The following is a 15,976-nucleotide window of genomic DNA, read 5'->3' as shown; positions in this document are numbered from 1 at the left end:
CTGATAACAACAATAAACAAAGGCAGGTTTCACCATGTCGACACGCCCTGCGGTCAGTGCCGAATCGGTACTGCGCCATTTTCTAGGCATCTCAAGAGCCCTGGCTGGACAACTCGAATTTCAGCCCATGATCGATGCCGTCTCGGATGAAATCCGACCGATCCTTCCGCATGATCATCTTGATGTCACGCTGCTGCTGCTGGATGGTCGAACCCATATTGCGGCCTATGAAACCGGGGTCAATACCGATTGGGGTCATATTGCTCAGCACCCAGTACCGATCGCACACAGCCCGATTCGCAGTTTATTACTGGGCGAAGCGCCTTATATTTTGTCCGCCGATGCCACCCAAGATGACCGCTTTATCTTTCCTGAATCGATGAATCATCCTATTTTTGAAGCGCAGCTGCGGTCGCGCCTGCATGTGCCGTTAAGGGTTCGGGGTGAGATCATTGGCGCACTGTCTTGCTCAACCCATGTAGCCAACTTTTATACTGAAGCCGATGTTCAGCATACTCAGCATGTTGCCGATTTGCTGGCCTCTTACTTATATGCCTTGCGACAAACCAATGAAGTCAAAAAACTGGCCATCATCGAAGCTGAAATGCGAGCGCGGGAGGAAGGGCTAAGGCAAGGTGCGCTAGGGCTCACCGAGCAACTTGAGCGAGAACGCCAGCGCATCGGTATGGATTTACATGACCAGACACTCGCCGATCTGACCCGTATCCATCGCAGAATCACCCGCCTGCAGAGCTTACCGTCGCCACCACAAGCAGAGCTTGAGCAGTTGAACCAGATACTGCTGGAGAGCATGCGGGAGCTACGGCGATTGATTGATGCGGTGAAACCCACCGTCCTGCAGCTGTTTGGCTTCGAAGAAGGTATTGAGGATTTACTGATCAGTACCGTGCGAGATAGTGGTCAACGGATCCAAACCCGATTGACCGACCACACCGAAGGGTTAGGAAATACGCTGGATGAGGCCACGCAAATCGGGCTGTTCCGCATTGTTCAGGAGGCCCTCAATAACGCCATCAAGCATGCCAATGCCAGCCAGATTGAGGTGGTGATTCACCAACAATCTTCCCATCTGTTTCTGAGCATTCATGATAACGGCGATGGGTTAGCCGTTAACGGCACGCCTCATAGCAGCGGTCTACGCAACATGTATACCCGCGCCAGACTCATGGCCGCTCATTTAATGGTTCAGCCCCAACCTTATGGTCAGGGCACACGGGTATCGGTTGAGCTGCCGCTACCCACTCATGCTTCAGGCTCAAGCACCCACGCCTCACACCCTCACGCACACGCCTCAAACACTGATACGGCAAGGAGACCTCATGAAGATCCTATTAATTGAGGATGATCCCGTACACCGAAGCTTTCTCAAGGAGATGGTGACATCGGCAATGCCAGAGTGCCAGCAACTATGGGAGGCCACACAAGGTGCCGAAGGTGAGCAATTAGCGCGTGAGCATCACATTGCATCCGTCGTGATGGATCTGCAAATGCCGCAAAAAACAGGTATTGAGGCCGCCAAGGTCATTTGGCGAGAGCGGCCAGAAACGGCCATTTTGTTTTGGTCCAACTATGCCGATGAGGCTTATGTTCGGGGAATTTCCCGAATTGTGCCCCATGATGCCGCCTACGGTTATATTCTCAAAACGGCCTCCGAGGAACATCTTCAATTAGCCCTTCGCAGCCTGTTTATTGAGCAACAGTGCGTCATTGACCGCGAAGTTCGCGGGGTTCAACAACAAGCTCAGGATCGACATTTTGGCCTCAATGATCTGGAGTACGAAGTTTTGCAAGATATCGCCTTGGGCCTCACCGATCGCATGATTGCGCAAAGGCGTAACTTATCACTGCGTAGCGTACAAAACCGGCTGCAACAGCTGTATGAAAAGCTTCATGTGCATGAACATGATCATGAGCAAACCGCCAACCAGATGTTTAATCTGCGAACGCGCGCCGTCCACATTGCGATGCTGCGCAAATTGCTCAACAGTACAGCACTACAACAAGCTGAGGTCGAGTTGGCTAAGTGGCGCCAGCAACGCCAGGCGGCCGCGCTTAACGCAGCGCCACCTATTCATAAGTAACCCCCATCGCGCATAAGTAACGCCACCCATGCATAAGTAACGCCACCCATGCATAAGTAACACCACCCGCGCATAAGTAACGCCCTCCATTCATCAATCACGCCTCTGACCAATGACAGAGGCCAGATCAGGTCGCCAGGTCAGCGGTAAAAGCGCTATCCTATGGCGTTAAGATCATCAGCCCTTATGATCATCAGCCCATTGGGGCCATTTTGTTTGATGAGGAGTTCATCATGCCTTTGCTCGATAGTTTCCGTGTTGATCACACACGTTTTAATGCGCCAGCGGTTCGGGTGGCAAAGACCATGCAAACCCCTGGTGGCGACACCATTACCGTATTTGACCTACGTTTTTGCATGCCCAACAAAGAGATCATGTCAGAAAAGGGCATTCATACATTAGAGCACTTGTTTGCCGGTTTCATGCGCGATCATCTCAATGGGCCGAGTGTTGAGATTATCGATCTCTCCCCGATGGGGTGTCGCACCGGTTTCTATATGAGCCTCATTGGCCAGCCCACAGAAGAGGCCGTCAGCCAGGCTTGGCTTGCCGCCATGCAGGATGTACTGGATGTCAAAAGCATGCAGGACATTCCAGAGCTGAATGAGTACCAATGCGGTACTTACCAGATGCACTCATTGAAAGAAGCCCAAGCGATCGCTCGCGGTATTATTGAGCAAGGCGTCAAGGTCAACAGTAATGATGAGTTGTACCTGAGCGACGAGTTTCTCGCTAAGGTCGAAACGCCGATCAGCGAATAAGCGCGATCATATCCTCGGCTTGATCAGTCACAGCCTATCCCATTGGCCCTGTCTCGACTGATCAAGCCCACTTTTTTGTCCCCAGATCGACCGCCGCCTAGCCGCGCGCCAATACTTGTTGCCCTTGCCAGGTCTTCCAAGCGGCCCTGACCTCAGGCCAGCGCGGCGCGAGCACCGATTTCAAATGGGCAGGAAACTGCCCATCATCATCAATCTGTACCCACACCCAAAGCCAAGCCAGCACCTCATGCTCATCTTCCGGTAGCGGTTGAGCCGGCATGCGCTGCAGTAAAAACAAAGCACTTTTACAGACCCAGACAGGGGGCTCACCTTGGCACCATTGCTGTAACGCTTGGGCATCAGGCTGCTGGGCATCTCGTAGCCATCCTTGTAGACGGGCGGTATCGGCCAGCACTCGCGTAATAAAGTCCACTTCACCAGACGCCAAAGCCGCCCATCGTTGGGGTAAGCGATATTGTTGGCTCAGGCAAATCTTGGCCAAAGCAGGTAAATCGGTCGTCTGTGACATGAATGGGCTCCCAAAACCGGATAAATCGTATAGGCTCTATGCATCAGCGTCAGCATCCTAGCATGCAGGCAGCCCATGTGAACGTCTACGGCGATTAAAAGGATTAGCACTATGTCGGCCTTCTCCATACCCTCGTCAGATACCGAGCACTTTGATTTTTCAACAGCGATTGATCGTCAGCATACGTTTAGCAACAAGTGGGAGCGTTATGCACGCCAGAACGCTATCCCGATGTGGGTCGCGGACATGGATCTAGCCTCACCGCCGGGGGTAAAGGCCGCGCTTAAGGCCGCCGCTGAACGCGGTATTTTCGGTTATGGCACCATCACCGAAGCGCTGATTGACGCCTTTATTCAATGGGCTGCTGAGCAATATCAGTGGACCATCGATCCTCAGTGGCTGGTATGGATTCCAGGTGTCGTACCTGGGTTTAATTTTGCGGTCGAGGCGCTGACTCAGCCAGAAGATACTTTGATTCACCAAAGTCCGGTATATCCGCCCATATTCAATCTGGCACGCACCCGAGGGCGCCCAACACTGGATATCTTGCTCACTGAACCGGCTCATAACGACTCCGAAAATACCGGCTGGGGCTTATCTATCGCAGAACTCGGTGCAGCCGTTACCCCGGATGCCAAAGCGCTTATTTTGTGCAACCCTCAGAATCCGACAGGACGCGTCTATAGCCGGGATGAGTTAAAGCAATTAGGAGATATTGCCGAGCGACACGATCTCACCATTATCAGTGATGAAATCTGGGCAGACTTGATTATTGATCCGCAGACACAACATACGCCGATCGCCAGCCTATCTCCCGAACTGGCAGCGCGCACCATTACCCTGATGGCGCCCAGTAAAACCTTTAATATCGCTGGATTGTCCTGCTCCGTGGCGATTATTCCTGATCCAGAGCGTCGTCGCCTGTTTCAACAACAATTGCGCGGCCTGACGCCTGATATGAACTATTTAGGCCTGATCGCCGCCCATGCAGCCTGGACGACCGGCGCGCCTTGGCTGAAAGCACTGCGTCAGCATATCCGACAGAATTTTGATCAACTCGAAGTCTGGCTTAATGAACGCCCACGCATCGGCTATCGGCGCCCTGAAGCGACCTTCCTCGCTTGGCTTGACGTGCGTGCTTACGGGCTGGAGAACCCCGCTCAAACACTGCTTGACGCTGGCGTTGCCGTCTCCGATGGACGCGACTTTGGGGCCCCGGGCTTTATCCGCGTCAACCTAGGGTGCCCTGAGGCACAATTGCAAGCCGCACTCACCGCCATGGCCAAAGTGCTCGATTAAACAAGCACTGGGTTAAGAAGCACTAGATTAAAAAGTGCGGGGTTAAAACGTTTTAATGACAGGGCCTTCTTCTGCAGAGGGCTCAGCTAAGGCCTGCGCTGTGCCCTGAGTCGAATAGGGCTCAGGCACTAGCGCTTCAATATCAAGCTGAGTCAGACAAGGACGTCCGCCCTGCGCACAACGGGGTTGCTGACAAGGCTGACACTCCAGCCCAACCGAGTGCAAGACCACATTGGGATGGCGCGGCGTCGCATAATTCGGATGACTGGCGCCCAAGACCACATCCACCTGGGGCACAGGCGTCGCCGCAGCAATATGGGCCAAGGGCCCATCATTACTGACCACTTGCTGGGCCAAGGCCAGCAAGTCGAGGGAATCCTCCCAACTCAACCGACCGGCCAAGTTATCGCAACTGAGCTGCTGCTGCATATCCAAGGCATCACAAATGCGCTCAGCATCCGCTTGATCGTGTCGAGAGGCAATCACCCACACCTGATAGCCGCGCTCAATCGCCCGTCGCGCCAGAATACCGAAGGCTTCGCTATCCCAACGTCGGGTCGGCACGTCAACCCCGCCAGGGCATAACGCCAGAATGGGGGCTCGCTTAGGGTCCAAGCCATGCTGCTGACAGAGCAGTGCTTGGCGTTCAGGTGAAACCTTCAACTGAGCAGGCGGTAATTCGGGCAAATCCGCCCCATAATCCACCCCTAAGGCGAGATAACGATCGGCCAGATGGGGATGAAGATCCGGTCGTGGCAAACGAATATCCAGCAATAACACGTAACGATAGCGACCACGATATCCAGTGCGATCAGGAATATTGGCTAAAGCCGGGATTAAAGCCGGTTTAAAGGGCTCTTGTAGCACCCAGGCCTCATTAAATCCCTCGCTCTGCAATTGAACGCCTGTACGCCAGAAGACTTTCCAGCTCATCGACAATAGCGGCTGGTTGAGCACACGACTCACCTCTGGCATACGGGAGACCAGTCCGGTGAGATGTTCGGGCGCCATCACTGTAAGTTGACGGTGCCGCTTTTGCTGATGCAAATGTTGCAACAAGGGCTGCATCAGTAAGACATCACGCGGATGCTCAGGGCTCAGCACTAAGCCTTTGGGGTCTTGCGGCGGTCGATAACGCATACCGAAAAAATACTCGTTTGATTAATAACCTTCAAAGCCTGAATCATCAACCTGATGAGACCATCAAGAAGCGATCAAGCAGACGTGTCCAGCCAAGCCTGCCATAAGGCCATCACGGTTTGCCGATGAGCGTCATAAGCGCTCGCCTCGACTAAATTACCCCGCTTCGAGAGCGCCGCTTCATGGGTGGCCCGCCGGTAATCCAGATATGCCGCTTGCAGGGCCCGCACTTCATGCTCAGGGCGTAATGACGTTTCGGCCAACGTATCCAATATGCGCATATTATCGGTATACGTCAGCAACGCCGGTTCTTGGTGACTCCAAGCCAAGACCGCGTACTGGACGAGAAATTCAATATCGACGATGCCACCGGCATCCTGTTTGATATGAAAGCTTCCAGCGGCTTGGTCTGCGGCAGTACTTCCGAGGTGATCACGCATCTTCTGACGCATCTTGATAACCTCCTCTCGCAGCGGAGCCAGCGCTCTGGGTTGGCCTAGAATCTCAGCTCGAACGGCCTCAAAACGCTGGGCCAATGCCGGATCACCCGCAATCACTCGCGCTCGAACTAATGCTTGATGCTCCCAGGTCCAGGCTTCTTGTTCCTGATAATCATGAAAGGCTTTCAAGGTACTGACCAAAAGCCCGGAAGTCCCTGACGGACGTAAACGCATATCGACGTCATAAAGTTGGCCAGAAGGCGTCACGGTGCTCAGCAAATGAATAATACGCTGACCCAAGCGGGTATAAAACGTCGCGCCATCTAAGCTGCGCTGCCCGCCTTGTGTCTCCAACTGAGGATTCGCATCATGCAAAAAGACTAGATCCAAATCCGAGCCGTATCCCAGCTCGATACCCCCCAACTTGCCATAGCCTACAATCAAGAAACCCGGATCACAGGGCTCATCAGGCGCATGCATCGGTTGCCCATAGCGACTCACCAAATGCTGCCAAGCCATATGGAACACCGCATCCAAAACGACTTCAGCAATATAGGTCAGGAAATCACTGACTTTCATCAAATGACGCTGCGCCACAATATCCGATGCAGCGACTCTCAACGCATTGGCATGACGGAAATAGCGCAGCGCTTCCATTTGCGCTTCAACATCGTCCTCGGGTACACGACCTAGATGTTGCCTCAACTCATCCGCGAGCCGATCTCGGTCCGCTGGTGTGTAAAGTGTTTCCGGTGTGAGCAATTCATCCAGCAAAATCGGCATTCGCGCCAGCTGCTCCGCCAACCATTCACTAGCGGCACACATCCGAACCAGCTGCTGTAAAGCACCAGGGTTTTCAGTCAAAAGCAACAAATAAGCAGTACGGCGCAACACGGCTTCAATCAACCACAGAATCCGCTCAAGCGTAACATCCGGTTGCGGGGCCTGCGCCACAGCCTCCAGCACTAATGGCATCAAGGTATCCAAACGCTCTCGCCCTACCCGCTGCATACTTTGCACCGGTCGCCCATCACGTAACGCTTTGAGGCGACGCAATACCGTCGGGGCATCGGGGTATCCAGCCTCACTTAGCCACTGCTCGGCTTCGGCTTGGCTGAGATCATCCTGCCAGAAATGGTGCCAATCACCGCTGCTCTCGACATCCGACTCCTCGTCAGGCGCCGCAATCACCGCATCAAAATGGCGGCGAACAATCACCCGCTGTTTATCCAGCGCGCTCATCAATTCAGACCAATCGGCAAACCCACACCGGTAAGCGATACGCGCTTGTGAGGCCTCATCATCCGGCAAGGTTTGCGTTTGCTTATCAGCCAGCCCTTGCAAGGCATGCTCCAGTTGTCGCAAGAAACTATAAGCATGCTTAAGTTCATCACAAGCACTGGCCGGCATCAGTCCAAGCCCTGCAATCACCGGTAAGACCTCGGCAATCGCCCGTGTTTGCAACTCGGTATCCCGTCCCCCTCGGATCAACTGGAACACCTGGGTAATAAACTCCACTTCTCGAATACCGCCACGCCCCAGCTTGATATTGTCATCCAAACCTTTGCGCCGAACTTCGCGGTTGATCAGTGCCTTCATCGCACGCAGGGATTCTATCGCGCTGAAATCGAGGTACTTGCGATAAACAAAAGGCGCCAACTCGGCCAACAAACGTTCACCGGCTGATCGATCACCCGCCATCACGCGGGCCTTGATCATGGCATAGCGCTCCCATTCACGCCCTTGATCCTGATAGTACTCAGCCATCGCAGGAAAACTCAGGACTAAAGCCCCCGATTCACCGTAGGGCCGTAAGCGCATGTCCACCCGGAAGACAAAGTCATCACCACCGACATGACTCAGGGCTGCGATTAACTTGCGCCCCAAGCGAGAAAAATACTCCTGATGCTCAAAACTGCGCCGCCCTCCTTGGGTTTCCCCATGGGCAGCAAAAGCAAAAATCAAATCGATATCGGAGGACAAATTAAGCTCACGAGCCCCCAGTTTTCCCATCCCAAGGACAACCAGTCGCATGGGCTCTCCATCGGCATAAAAAGCTTGTCCCCAAGCGGCCGCATTGGCTTGCTCCAGCCAGCTCAAAGCCGCTTCAACCGTCACATCGGCTAAATCAGAGATTTCACGACTGGTTTGCCACACCGATTGACGATGCAGGGCATCACGCCAAATCAAGCGCACCATAAAAGCGCGACGAAACTGGCGCAGCGCCTTATGGAGCTGTTCTTCAGAGTCAATGTCAGAGAGGGCTTGCTGGCACCACTGTCGAATCTCATCCGTGCTCAGCGTCTGCTCCAAGCGGCCGGCCTCTAATAGATCAGGGAGCAAGTCCGGCATTCGGGCCAGCACATCAGCCACATAATCACTGGCGACCAACACTTGGGCTAAATCACGGCGGTCATCGATCGAAAGCGCATTGAGCCGCGTGGAAGGGATCGGTCGACCGGTCGCCTCGGCCACCATGTCGGCCGTTGATAAAGCGGCTTCAATCCGAGCCAGCCCAGACAAGGCGGTTGAATGTAGCGTCTCGGGCAAGTGCGTGAGCGGTAATTCGAGATCCAGCGGCATAAAGTGGCATTCCTTGTGCGAAGAGACCAGCACTGATCAGGATAAGAAGTCCCCTAACACGACTCAAGCAATAAATCGCACCGCATCATCAGCAGGCGTCATCCCGATACGGCGCGAGGCACGCTAACAGCTCACCCAGAATTCACGAAAGGTTCGCAACCAGACTCTATTAAAATAGCGGACTAAAAGCCGATAAATCGATCCCAAGCAATCAGCCCCCAGCACAGCCCTGCCAACAACAGGGAGATCAATACTGCGGCGGACCCCAAATCTTTAGCACGCCCAGACAGTTCATGACGCTCTGCGCCAATACGGTCAACCGCCGTTTCAATCGCAGAGTTCAACAGCTCGACAACCAGCACCAACAGGCAAGTGCCCGCCAATAGAATCATTTCGACAGCCGATCGCCCTAGCCAAAAGGCGAGCGGGAACAATATCGTACAGAGTACGATTTCCTGACGAAAAGCCGACTCATGACGCAGCGCCGCCATTAGGCCTTGAACCGAATAGCGTGTCGAATTGCGTAGATGAGTTAAACCGGTATTATGTGGATCTTTCATTGCAGACTCCCAGGTACCGGCGCATTCTAGCATTAGGCCATCGCAATAGAACCATTGCGACCGACAAGCGATCACGACACCACGCCTGAGCCTCTACCATAATCATAATAATACGACCTCTATGTGGGCCCTTGCCGCTTCATGGATTCAAGCGCACTGGCTGCCCCTGTGCTATGAACTCACAGCAACACTGAACTCACAGCAACACATGAGCTCACAGCGGCGCAGGGTGATTGATATTCACCGTATAAGGATTGAGAACTATGACCCCGATGCTGGTTCAGGGTTTAGCCCGTAATTTTCTCGGCAACGCCCCCAGCCGCTATAAACTGTTGGTGATTTTCTTTTTACTGATCAACCCCGTGTTGATGTATACCCCAGCCTTTGGTCAAACCGTTGCGGCCTGGGCGCTGATTGCAGAGTTTATTTTCACGTTATCGATGGCGTTGAAATGCTATCCGCTATTACCAGGGGGGTTGCTGGCGATTGAAGCCGTTGCCTTGGGTATGACCTCGGTTGATCAGGTGTATGAGGAAGTACAAAACAATCTTGAAGTGATTCTGCTATTGCTGTTTATGGTGGCGGGCATTCACTTTATGAAACAGCTCTTGCTGTTTATCTTCACTAAGATTTTGCTCGGCATTCGCTCCAAGCTGGTGCTCTCACTGCTGTTCTGCCTCAGTGCAGCCCTTTTATCGGCCTTTCTGGATGCACTCACCGTCACCGCCGTCATTATCTCCATTGCGGTTGGCTTTTACGCGGTTTATCACCGGGTGGCCTCAGGACAGCCCATTGAAGGCTCATCAGGGCGTGCGGATCTTGCAGAAGGTGAAGAGTCTTCAGACCGTAATGCCCCCGCCTACGATTACAGCGATGATCAACAAATTCAGGACAGCCTCATTGAAGACCTGGATCAGTTTCGCGCCTTTCTCCGCTCGTTATTGATGCATGGCGCCATTGGCACTGCTTTAGGAGGCGTCTCGACGATGGTGGGCGAGCCACAAAATCTGCTGATCGCCCAAGCGGCAGGCTGGGATTTCATCACCTTCTTTCTCAATATTGCAGTCATCAGCCTGCCGGTGCTCCTGACCGGGCTTGTGACTTGTTGCCTAGTCGAATCCTTTCACCTCTTTGGCTACGGCACCCCGTTACCGCAGAGTGTCCGTACGGTATTAAAACGCCATGATAAAGCGCAACGCCTGCGTCGCAATGAACGTGACATTATGGCGCTTTGGGTCCAAGGCGGTGTCGCCATCTTCTTGATTTTAGCGTTAGCCTTTCATCTGGCTGAGGTCGGCCTGGTCGGCCTGGCCGTCATTATTTTGCTCACTAGCCTCAATGGCGTTAATGAAGAACATCAAATTGGCCGGGCCTTTCAGGAAGCCTTACCTTTTACAGCACTACTGGTGGTGTTCTTTACGATTGTGGCCGTCATTCAGGCCCAGCAACTGTTCCACCCCTTTATTGAAATGGTCCTACATCTCCCCGAGGCACAGCAGCCTGGCATGTTGTTCATTGCCAATGGGTTGTTATCGTCCATTTCTGACAATGTATTCGTCGCCACCGTCTATGTTCATGAAATCAAAGACGCCCTGATGCAAGGAGCCATTGATCGCCCCCACTTTGAGCAGCTGGCCATCGCCGTGAACACAGGCACCAATCTCCCCAGTGTCGCCACACCCAACGGCCAAGCCGCTTTTTTATTCCTATTAACCTCAGCGATTGCACCTTTGGTTCGATTATCCTACGGCCGCATGGTGTGGATGGCGCTCCCCTATACCCTCAGCTTATCGGTCATGGGGCTGATTGGCGTGACCCGCTGGCTGTAAGCGCTTCACCGGACAAATAATCGCCCAAGCGCGCCATAAAACGATCGCCCTGGCGTAACTGATCCAGTTCGATATATTCGTCCGGTTGGTGGGCCTGAGCAATACTGCCAGGCCCACAAATCACGGTGTCCAAACCCGCACTTTGGAATTGCCCCGCCTCAGTCGCATAGGCCACGGCCTGGTAGTCCTGAGCCCCCAAGAGCTGCTCACATAACGCGATGGCATGGGTATTGTCGCGATGCTCCAAAGCGGGCACTGTGGATACCAATGGCGTCGTTGTTATTGAGAAAGCGTCGCCCGCAGCCTCACCCAATCGTTGCTGATACTCTTTGATCAAGGCCTCAGTAAAACGCATAAAACGGTCATAAACGGCCTCAAAACCATCTTCAGGTAAGTGACGAATTTCCCACTCAAACTCACAGTGGCGGGCCATGATATTGATCGCGGTCCCCCCTTGAATCGTGCCCACATGAAGGCTCGAATGAGGCACATTAAAGGCCGAGTTACAGCACCCGTCGGCTTTAAGCTCCGCCATGATATCTTCAATTTTATTAATCAAGCGGGCCGCCACATGAATCGCCGAAATTCCCTGATTCACCTGGCTAGAATGAGCCTCAATACCTTCGACACGGGTTCGCAGTGTGGTAATGCCTTTTTGCTGCACCACTGGGGCCATCAAGGTCGGCTCGCCCACGATCGCCACCCTAGGCCGAGGACAATCCGCCATCAGGCGCTCAATCAAGCCAGGCGCACCTAGACAGCCAATTTCCTCATCATAGGAGAAGGCCAGAAAAATCGGGCGCTTAAGTGATTGTTTACACCACTGAGGCACTGCCGCCAACGCACAGGCGATAAACCCTTTCATATCACAACTGCCACGCCCATAGAGGCGCCCCTCACGTTCAGTTAACGTGAAAGGGTCCGTCTGCCAGGGCTGGCCGACAACCGGTACGACATCGGTATGGCCGGATAAAACAACGCCGCCCTCAACATCGGGGCCAATCTGGGCGATCAGATTGGCTTTATCCCCTTGATCATTACTCACGCGCCAGGTCGGTACTTGATAACGCGCAAGATACGCTTCGACGTAATCGATCAAGTCGAGATTGGATTCACGTGATACCGTATTAAAGCCCACCAATTGAGTCAGCAGTTCAATACTACTCAGCGGTGCAGACGTACCATCAGGGTCTCGATGCCCTGAGTTCATCGCGGGCGGCTGATGACTTGACTGAGCTTGTTTCGACTGAGCCTGTGCTGACTGAGTGTTATGCGTTGATGCAGACATGGTTAATCACCTACCCCAAACAATTCACGTTCAAGGTCGCAGAAAGCGGCGCTGAATACCAGTAATCGCCCCTCTTTAGATCTCACATTACGCCAAAACCCGCACCCAACACCGCTTATTCGCGATACTCGGTACGGGCTCATCGTTCAGCCATCAAAAGTGGCGCATGTCTCAACACGACATGAATGTTATTGCACTAACCCCAGCGTCTCGGAGACTTCACGGATATCCTTAACCTGCTGATGGGCAAATTGCGACATCGCTTCGCCACTTTTATGGAAGGGCAGCAAGCCATGGGTCGCCATGATCTCTTTCCACTCATCAGAAGCGTAAAGCTTGTCCAAACGCGACTGCCACCACTGATAGTCCTCATCAGACACGCCACCCGGCAGATAAAAGCCGCGCCAGTTGGGCGCGACCACATTATAGCCTTGCTCACGTGCAGTCGGGATATCACTCAACTCACCAGGTAAGCGGTCTTCCGAAAAGACAGCCAATAGGCGCAAATCGCCACTCTCAACAAAGCCCATGGCTTCAGACAAGTCACCGGTAAAGGCATCAATATGCCCGCCCAACAACTGGGTGATTGCCACAGACCCGGAATCAAATGCTAAATAACGGATGCCCCGTAAGTTTTCGACACCAGCCTGACGCGCCGTCATCAACACTTTGAGGTGATCAAATCCACCGGCGACATCGCCACCCGAGAAGCTCACGGCTTTCGGGTTGTCAACCAAGGCGCTCATCAAAGATTTCAAATCCTGGTATGGAGAATCTGCCGGCACCGCAATAATGCCGTAATCGGCACCAAGTGAAGCGACCCAGCGCACCTGATCCGCATTACCGCCCACGTAGCGTTGCTGAGCCAAACGCGTCGTCGTGGCCGTAGAAGCGGCCACAATCACACTGTCATCCCCTTGACGCTTGGCACGCACATGGCTGAAGGCCACCCCACCACTCGCGCCGGGAATATTGATCGTTTGCATGCCAGCCGGGATCAGCGATAAATCCTGTAACGCACGCGCCGTACTTCGACAAGTAAAATCCCAGCCGCCTCCTGGCTTCGCTGGCGCAATGCACTCTGTTTTACCTTCAGGCGCAGCGTGAGCCGTCACCGCTAATACGCCTGTCACCACCATGGTGGTCATCGCCAAAGCACGCGAAAAAGAGACCGCAGAAGAGAAAGCAGTCTTCGAGAAAGTGATCATGAAGCAGCCTATAAAGCAAAAATGAGATAGGAATATCAATGGGTTAGCCTATCGGATTTTGACCGCAATATTCGGGCGCATTTCAGTCTAAAACCCAGCAAAAAGCCATAAAATTGCGAGAAACAGGAAAAACAAGCAACTCAATACTTATGACATTGAGACATGAGAAGTATCGAGAGGCATCACCCATCGTCGAAAGGAAAGAGGGGCAGAGAGAAGCTCAAGAGAGGCGAGTCACAACAGAGGCACGTAACAACAGGGATAACGCAAGCAGGTTGAAAGGGCTGGCAACGCAAAGGGCATAACAGGGAAGGGGCGTGCCAGCCAAAACGGGATTGATCAATAAGGAATCGTATTGCCGGTTAAAATCTGGGTCCATACGATGGTACCAGCCAAACAGGGCATGGCGAGCAAAACAACCAGTCCAACCAAAATCCAGACAGGTCCAGCGGTATCACGAAAATTTTCATCATGCTCTGACATCAAACTCACTCCCTTGGATAAAATGAATCATGTTGCATTCATCATGACGTGTATCAATAGCCCCATATTTTAGGCGGAAGATTCCGTCAATGCCATTGCATACTGAAAGGTTATGCAAAGTTTCCGTGAATGCCATCAGTATACTGAGCGCCCTGCGGTTAATGCTTCACATCTTTTAGCACGCATCAGCGACAGCTGCGGCCGCCATCTAATAGCTGTGTAGTGCCCGTGAGATAAGGGTTATCCAACACATAACGCAGCGTGTGATACAACACATCAAAACCAGGCTCAATCTTCAACAACGATTTGTCTAAGGCTTTACGTTGATAGGCCTCATCATCCCCTTCATTAAAGGCCAGCAAGGCCGGAGCAATCGCATTAACTTTAATATGAGGGGCCAACATTGATGCAAATGACTGCGTCAGACTCTCCAAGCCCGCCTTAGTGGCCACATAAGCCGCATGCTTGGCCGAACCTTTACGCACGACCGCATCGGTCATATGAATGATATCGGCCGTTCCAGGATAAGCCTCTAATAATTCACGACAGCCCATATTGATTAAGTAAGGGGCCTGCATGTGCACACGAAATAATGTTTCGAAATGATCAGCACCAGCACGACCGGGCTCATCAGGCCACCAGACAGAAGCATTGTGCACAATCCCCCTCAATGCTGGCGTCACCTGCTTAAGCATTTCAATCAACGCCTCAATGCCATCAGTTGTTGAAAAATCAGCGTGAAGGCATACCGCACCGGCTTGCTCAAGCTCAGCAATCACAGGCCGGTGACGACGATAAGTCAAAATCACTGGTTGTTGCGCCGCCAAGAAACGTTGCACACAGTGTAAGCCTGCTCGTTGCGCCGCACCGGTCACTAAAATAGGGGCTGTCGATAAAGCATTTGTCGTCGTCATAGGCTCGTCTCTTTTAGTGATCTCATCATCAATGAGCGCGTTACCATTACGCACACTCGCAATGCAATATCAGCCTCAGCTCAGTCGCCGATTCAATCGCCTGACGACTGACCGGGTGGGTTCACTTCTCGCGGTGCATAATCATGCACATCAGAACGCATCTGCCCGATGGACAAGCCACGCTCCAGCAGAAAGTCTTCAATGGCATACACCATCGCCGGAGAGCCGCTGGCAATGACTTCTAGATCACGGGCATCATCAATATCTGTCGCCAAAGCTTCCGTCACTCGACCCAAACGGCCTTTCCACCCTTCATCACCTAGCTCCACTACGGGATGAATATGGAGGTTCTCGTGCTGACGCGCCCATTGAGCCACCAATGGCAATAAATAAAGGCTGTGGGGGTGCTGTCCGCCCCAATAAAAATCCAGGCGAGACTGCCAACCTTGCTTAAGACAATACTCAAGCATGGTTTTCACTTGAGCAAAGCCGGTTCCTCCAGCAATCAACGTCAAGGGACGATCAGGCCCCTCTAAAACACAACGCCCACCCGGTAACCGAACGGTCAGCATCTCGCCAATGCTCAATTTTTCCTGTAAACGCTGGCTATTATCACTTTGTGGCTGTAATTGAACATGCAGCTCAAGTGTGTCACCCCCCGCTAAAGAGGCAATCGAAAAAGGCAGCCAAGTATTATCATCCAACCCAATTTCCAGGTACTGGCCAGGCTGCCATAGCGGCCATTGCCCAGCGCTAGGCAGCAGCCATAATCGTGTCACGCGATCGGGCAATGTTTCTAATGCCCGGATACGGGCCTGCAATGTCTGAGGCTCACTCATA

The 15,976-nt window shown here is 53.0% G+C and carries 14 protein-coding genes; 5 read left to right on the top strand and 9 right to left on the bottom strand.

Annotated features, from left to right (window positions below; all coding sequences use genetic code 11):
- Positions 1 to 34 precede the first annotated feature (34 nt).
- The 3 genes from BFW38_RS00325 to luxS all read left to right on the top strand — a co-directional run bounded on the left by BFW38_RS00325 (position 35) and on the right by luxS (position 2,863).
- Positions 35 to 1,360, top strand: a complete 1,326-nt coding sequence (locus BFW38_RS00325; RefSeq protein ID WP_068996606.1) for a GAF domain-containing sensor histidine kinase — start codon at positions 35 to 37, stop codon at positions 1,358 to 1,360.
- Complete coding sequence (locus BFW38_RS00320) at positions 1,341 to 2,102, top strand: response regulator transcription factor (protein ID WP_068996605.1); 762 nt, start codon at positions 1,341 to 1,343, stop codon at positions 2,100 to 2,102. Before BFW38_RS00325 ends, BFW38_RS00320 begins: the two co-directional genes overlap by 20 nt.
- A 233-nt stretch (positions 2,103 to 2,335) precedes the next feature.
- Positions 2,336 to 2,863 carry an S-ribosylhomocysteine lyase gene (gene luxS, locus BFW38_RS00315; RefSeq protein ID WP_068996604.1) on the top strand — a complete coding sequence of 176 codons (528 nt, stop codon included), beginning with the start codon at positions 2,336 to 2,338 and terminating at the stop codon, positions 2,861 to 2,863.
- Positions 2,864 to 2,960: 97 nt separating this feature from the next.
- On the opposite strand, the gene BFW38_RS00310 is transcribed toward luxS, so the two are convergent.
- Entirely contained in the window at positions 2,961 to 3,392 is a 432-nt protein-coding gene (locus tag BFW38_RS00310; RefSeq protein WP_068996603.1) for a hypothetical protein, read from the bottom strand.
- Positions 3,393 to 3,503: 111 nt separating this feature from the next.
- On the opposite strand from BFW38_RS00310, the gene BFW38_RS00305 reads away from it, so the two are divergent.
- Complete coding sequence (locus BFW38_RS00305) at positions 3,504 to 4,691, top strand: MalY/PatB family protein (RefSeq protein WP_068996602.1); 1,188 nt, start codon at positions 3,504 to 3,506, stop codon at positions 4,689 to 4,691.
- A gap of 42 nt (positions 4,692 to 4,733) precedes the next feature.
- On the opposite strand, the gene waaF is transcribed toward BFW38_RS00305, so the two are convergent.
- The 3 genes from waaF to BFW38_RS00290 form a co-directional block, all read right to left on the bottom strand.
- The gene (gene waaF, locus BFW38_RS00300) at positions 4,734 to 5,831 is read right to left on the bottom strand and encodes a lipopolysaccharide heptosyltransferase II (protein WP_068996601.1); all 1,098 of its coding nucleotides are present in this window, start codon (positions 5,829 to 5,831) and stop codon (positions 4,734 to 4,736) included.
- Between the two features lie 74 nt (positions 5,832 to 5,905).
- Complete coding sequence (gene glnE / locus BFW38_RS00295; protein WP_068996600.1) at positions 5,906 to 8,854, bottom strand: bifunctional [glutamate--ammonia ligase]-adenylyl-L-tyrosine phosphorylase/[glutamate--ammonia-ligase] adenylyltransferase; 2,949 nt, start codon at positions 8,852 to 8,854, stop codon at positions 5,906 to 5,908.
- Between the two features lie 182 nt (positions 8,855 to 9,036).
- The gene (locus tag BFW38_RS00290; RefSeq protein WP_068996599.1) at positions 9,037 to 9,414 is read right to left on the bottom strand and encodes a diacylglycerol kinase; all 378 of its coding nucleotides are present in this window, start codon (positions 9,412 to 9,414) and stop codon (positions 9,037 to 9,039) included.
- 263 nt (positions 9,415 to 9,677) lie between these two features.
- Between BFW38_RS00290 and nhaB the strand changes: the two genes are divergently transcribed.
- Positions 9,678 to 11,243 (top strand): sodium/proton antiporter NhaB, encoded by a 1,566-nt coding sequence (gene nhaB / locus BFW38_RS00285; RefSeq protein WP_068996598.1) that lies wholly within the window; start codon positions 9,678 to 9,680, stop codon positions 11,241 to 11,243.
- Here nhaB and argE read toward each other — a convergent pair.
- The 5 genes from argE to BFW38_RS00265 form a co-directional block, all read right to left on the bottom strand.
- A complete protein-coding gene (gene argE / locus BFW38_RS00280) occupies positions 11,209 to 12,453 on the bottom strand; it encodes an acetylornithine deacetylase (RefSeq protein ID WP_069000097.1) in 1,245 nt (414 codons plus the stop codon). The two genes, nhaB and argE, sit on opposite strands and share 35 nt — an antisense overlap.
- 266 nt (positions 12,454 to 12,719) lie before the next feature.
- The gene (locus BFW38_RS00275; RefSeq protein ID WP_069000096.1) at positions 12,720 to 13,679 is read right to left on the bottom strand and encodes a Bug family tripartite tricarboxylate transporter substrate binding protein; all 960 of its coding nucleotides are present in this window, start codon (positions 13,677 to 13,679) and stop codon (positions 12,720 to 12,722) included.
- A 399-nt stretch (positions 13,680 to 14,078) separates the two neighbouring features.
- Positions 14,079 to 14,222 carry a hypothetical protein gene (locus tag BFW38_RS17890; protein WP_175400906.1) on the bottom strand — a complete coding sequence of 48 codons (144 nt, stop codon included), beginning with the start codon at positions 14,220 to 14,222 and terminating at the stop codon, positions 14,079 to 14,081.
- Positions 14,223 to 14,407: 185 nt separating this feature from the next.
- A complete protein-coding gene (gene folM / locus BFW38_RS00270; protein WP_068996597.1) occupies positions 14,408 to 15,136 on the bottom strand; it encodes a dihydromonapterin reductase in 729 nt (242 codons plus the stop codon).
- A gap of 92 nt (positions 15,137 to 15,228) precedes the next feature.
- On the bottom strand, positions 15,229 to 15,975 hold the full coding sequence (locus BFW38_RS00265; protein WP_068996596.1) for a ferredoxin reductase domain-containing protein: 747 nt from the start codon (positions 15,973 to 15,975) through the stop codon (positions 15,229 to 15,231).
- Between the last annotated feature and the right edge of the window lies 1 nt (position 15,976).

It is taken from the genome of Terasakiispira papahanaumokuakeensis (assembly GCF_001709345.1).
Taxonomy (GTDB): Bacteria; Pseudomonadota; Gammaproteobacteria; order Pseudomonadales; family Halomonadaceae; genus Terasakiispira; species Terasakiispira papahanaumokuakeensis.
The sequence above is the reverse complement of the archived record's forward strand: the minus strand, read 5'-3'. Positions and strand labels throughout refer to the sequence as shown.

Coding starts and splice junctions, on each gene's coding strand:
- BFW38_RS00325 (WP_068996606.1), top strand. CDS start 35: ATGTCGACACGCCCTGCGGTCAGTGCCGAATCGGTACTGCGCCATTTT.
- BFW38_RS00320 (WP_068996605.1), top strand. CDS start 1,341: ATGAAGATCCTATTAATTGAGGATGATCCCGTACACCGAAGCTTTCTC.
- luxS (WP_068996604.1), top strand. CDS start 2,336: ATGCCTTTGCTCGATAGTTTCCGTGTTGATCACACACGTTTTAATGCG.
- BFW38_RS00310 (WP_068996603.1), bottom strand. CDS start 3,392: ATGTCACAGACGACCGATTTACCTGCTTTGGCCAAGATTTGCCTGAGC.
- BFW38_RS00305 (WP_068996602.1), top strand. CDS start 3,504: ATGTCGGCCTTCTCCATACCCTCGTCAGATACCGAGCACTTTGATTTT.
- waaF (WP_068996601.1), bottom strand. CDS start 5,831: ATGCGTTATCGACCGCCGCAAGACCCCAAAGGCTTAGTGCTGAGCCCT.
- glnE (WP_068996600.1), bottom strand. CDS start 8,854: ATGCCGCTGGATCTCGAATTACCGCTCACGCACTTGCCCGAGACGCTA.
- BFW38_RS00290 (WP_068996599.1), bottom strand. CDS start 9,414: ATGAAAGATCCACATAATACCGGTTTAACTCATCTACGCAATTCGACA.
- nhaB (WP_068996598.1), top strand. CDS start 9,678: ATGACCCCGATGCTGGTTCAGGGTTTAGCCCGTAATTTTCTCGGCAAC.
- argE (WP_069000097.1), bottom strand. CDS start 12,453: ATGAACTCAGGGCATCGAGACCCTGATGGTACGTCTGCACCGCTGAGT.
- BFW38_RS00275 (WP_069000096.1), bottom strand. CDS start 13,679: ATGACCACCATGGTGGTGACAGGCGTATTAGCGGTGACGGCTCACGCT.
- BFW38_RS17890 (WP_175400906.1), bottom strand. CDS start 14,222: ATGTCAGAGCATGATGAAAATTTTCGTGATACCGCTGGACCTGTCTGG.
- folM (WP_068996597.1), bottom strand. CDS start 15,136: ATGACGACGACAAATGCTTTATCGACAGCCCCTATTTTAGTGACCGGT.
- BFW38_RS00265 (WP_068996596.1), bottom strand. CDS start 15,975: ATGAGTGAGCCTCAGACATTGCAGGCCCGTATCCGGGCATTAGAAACA.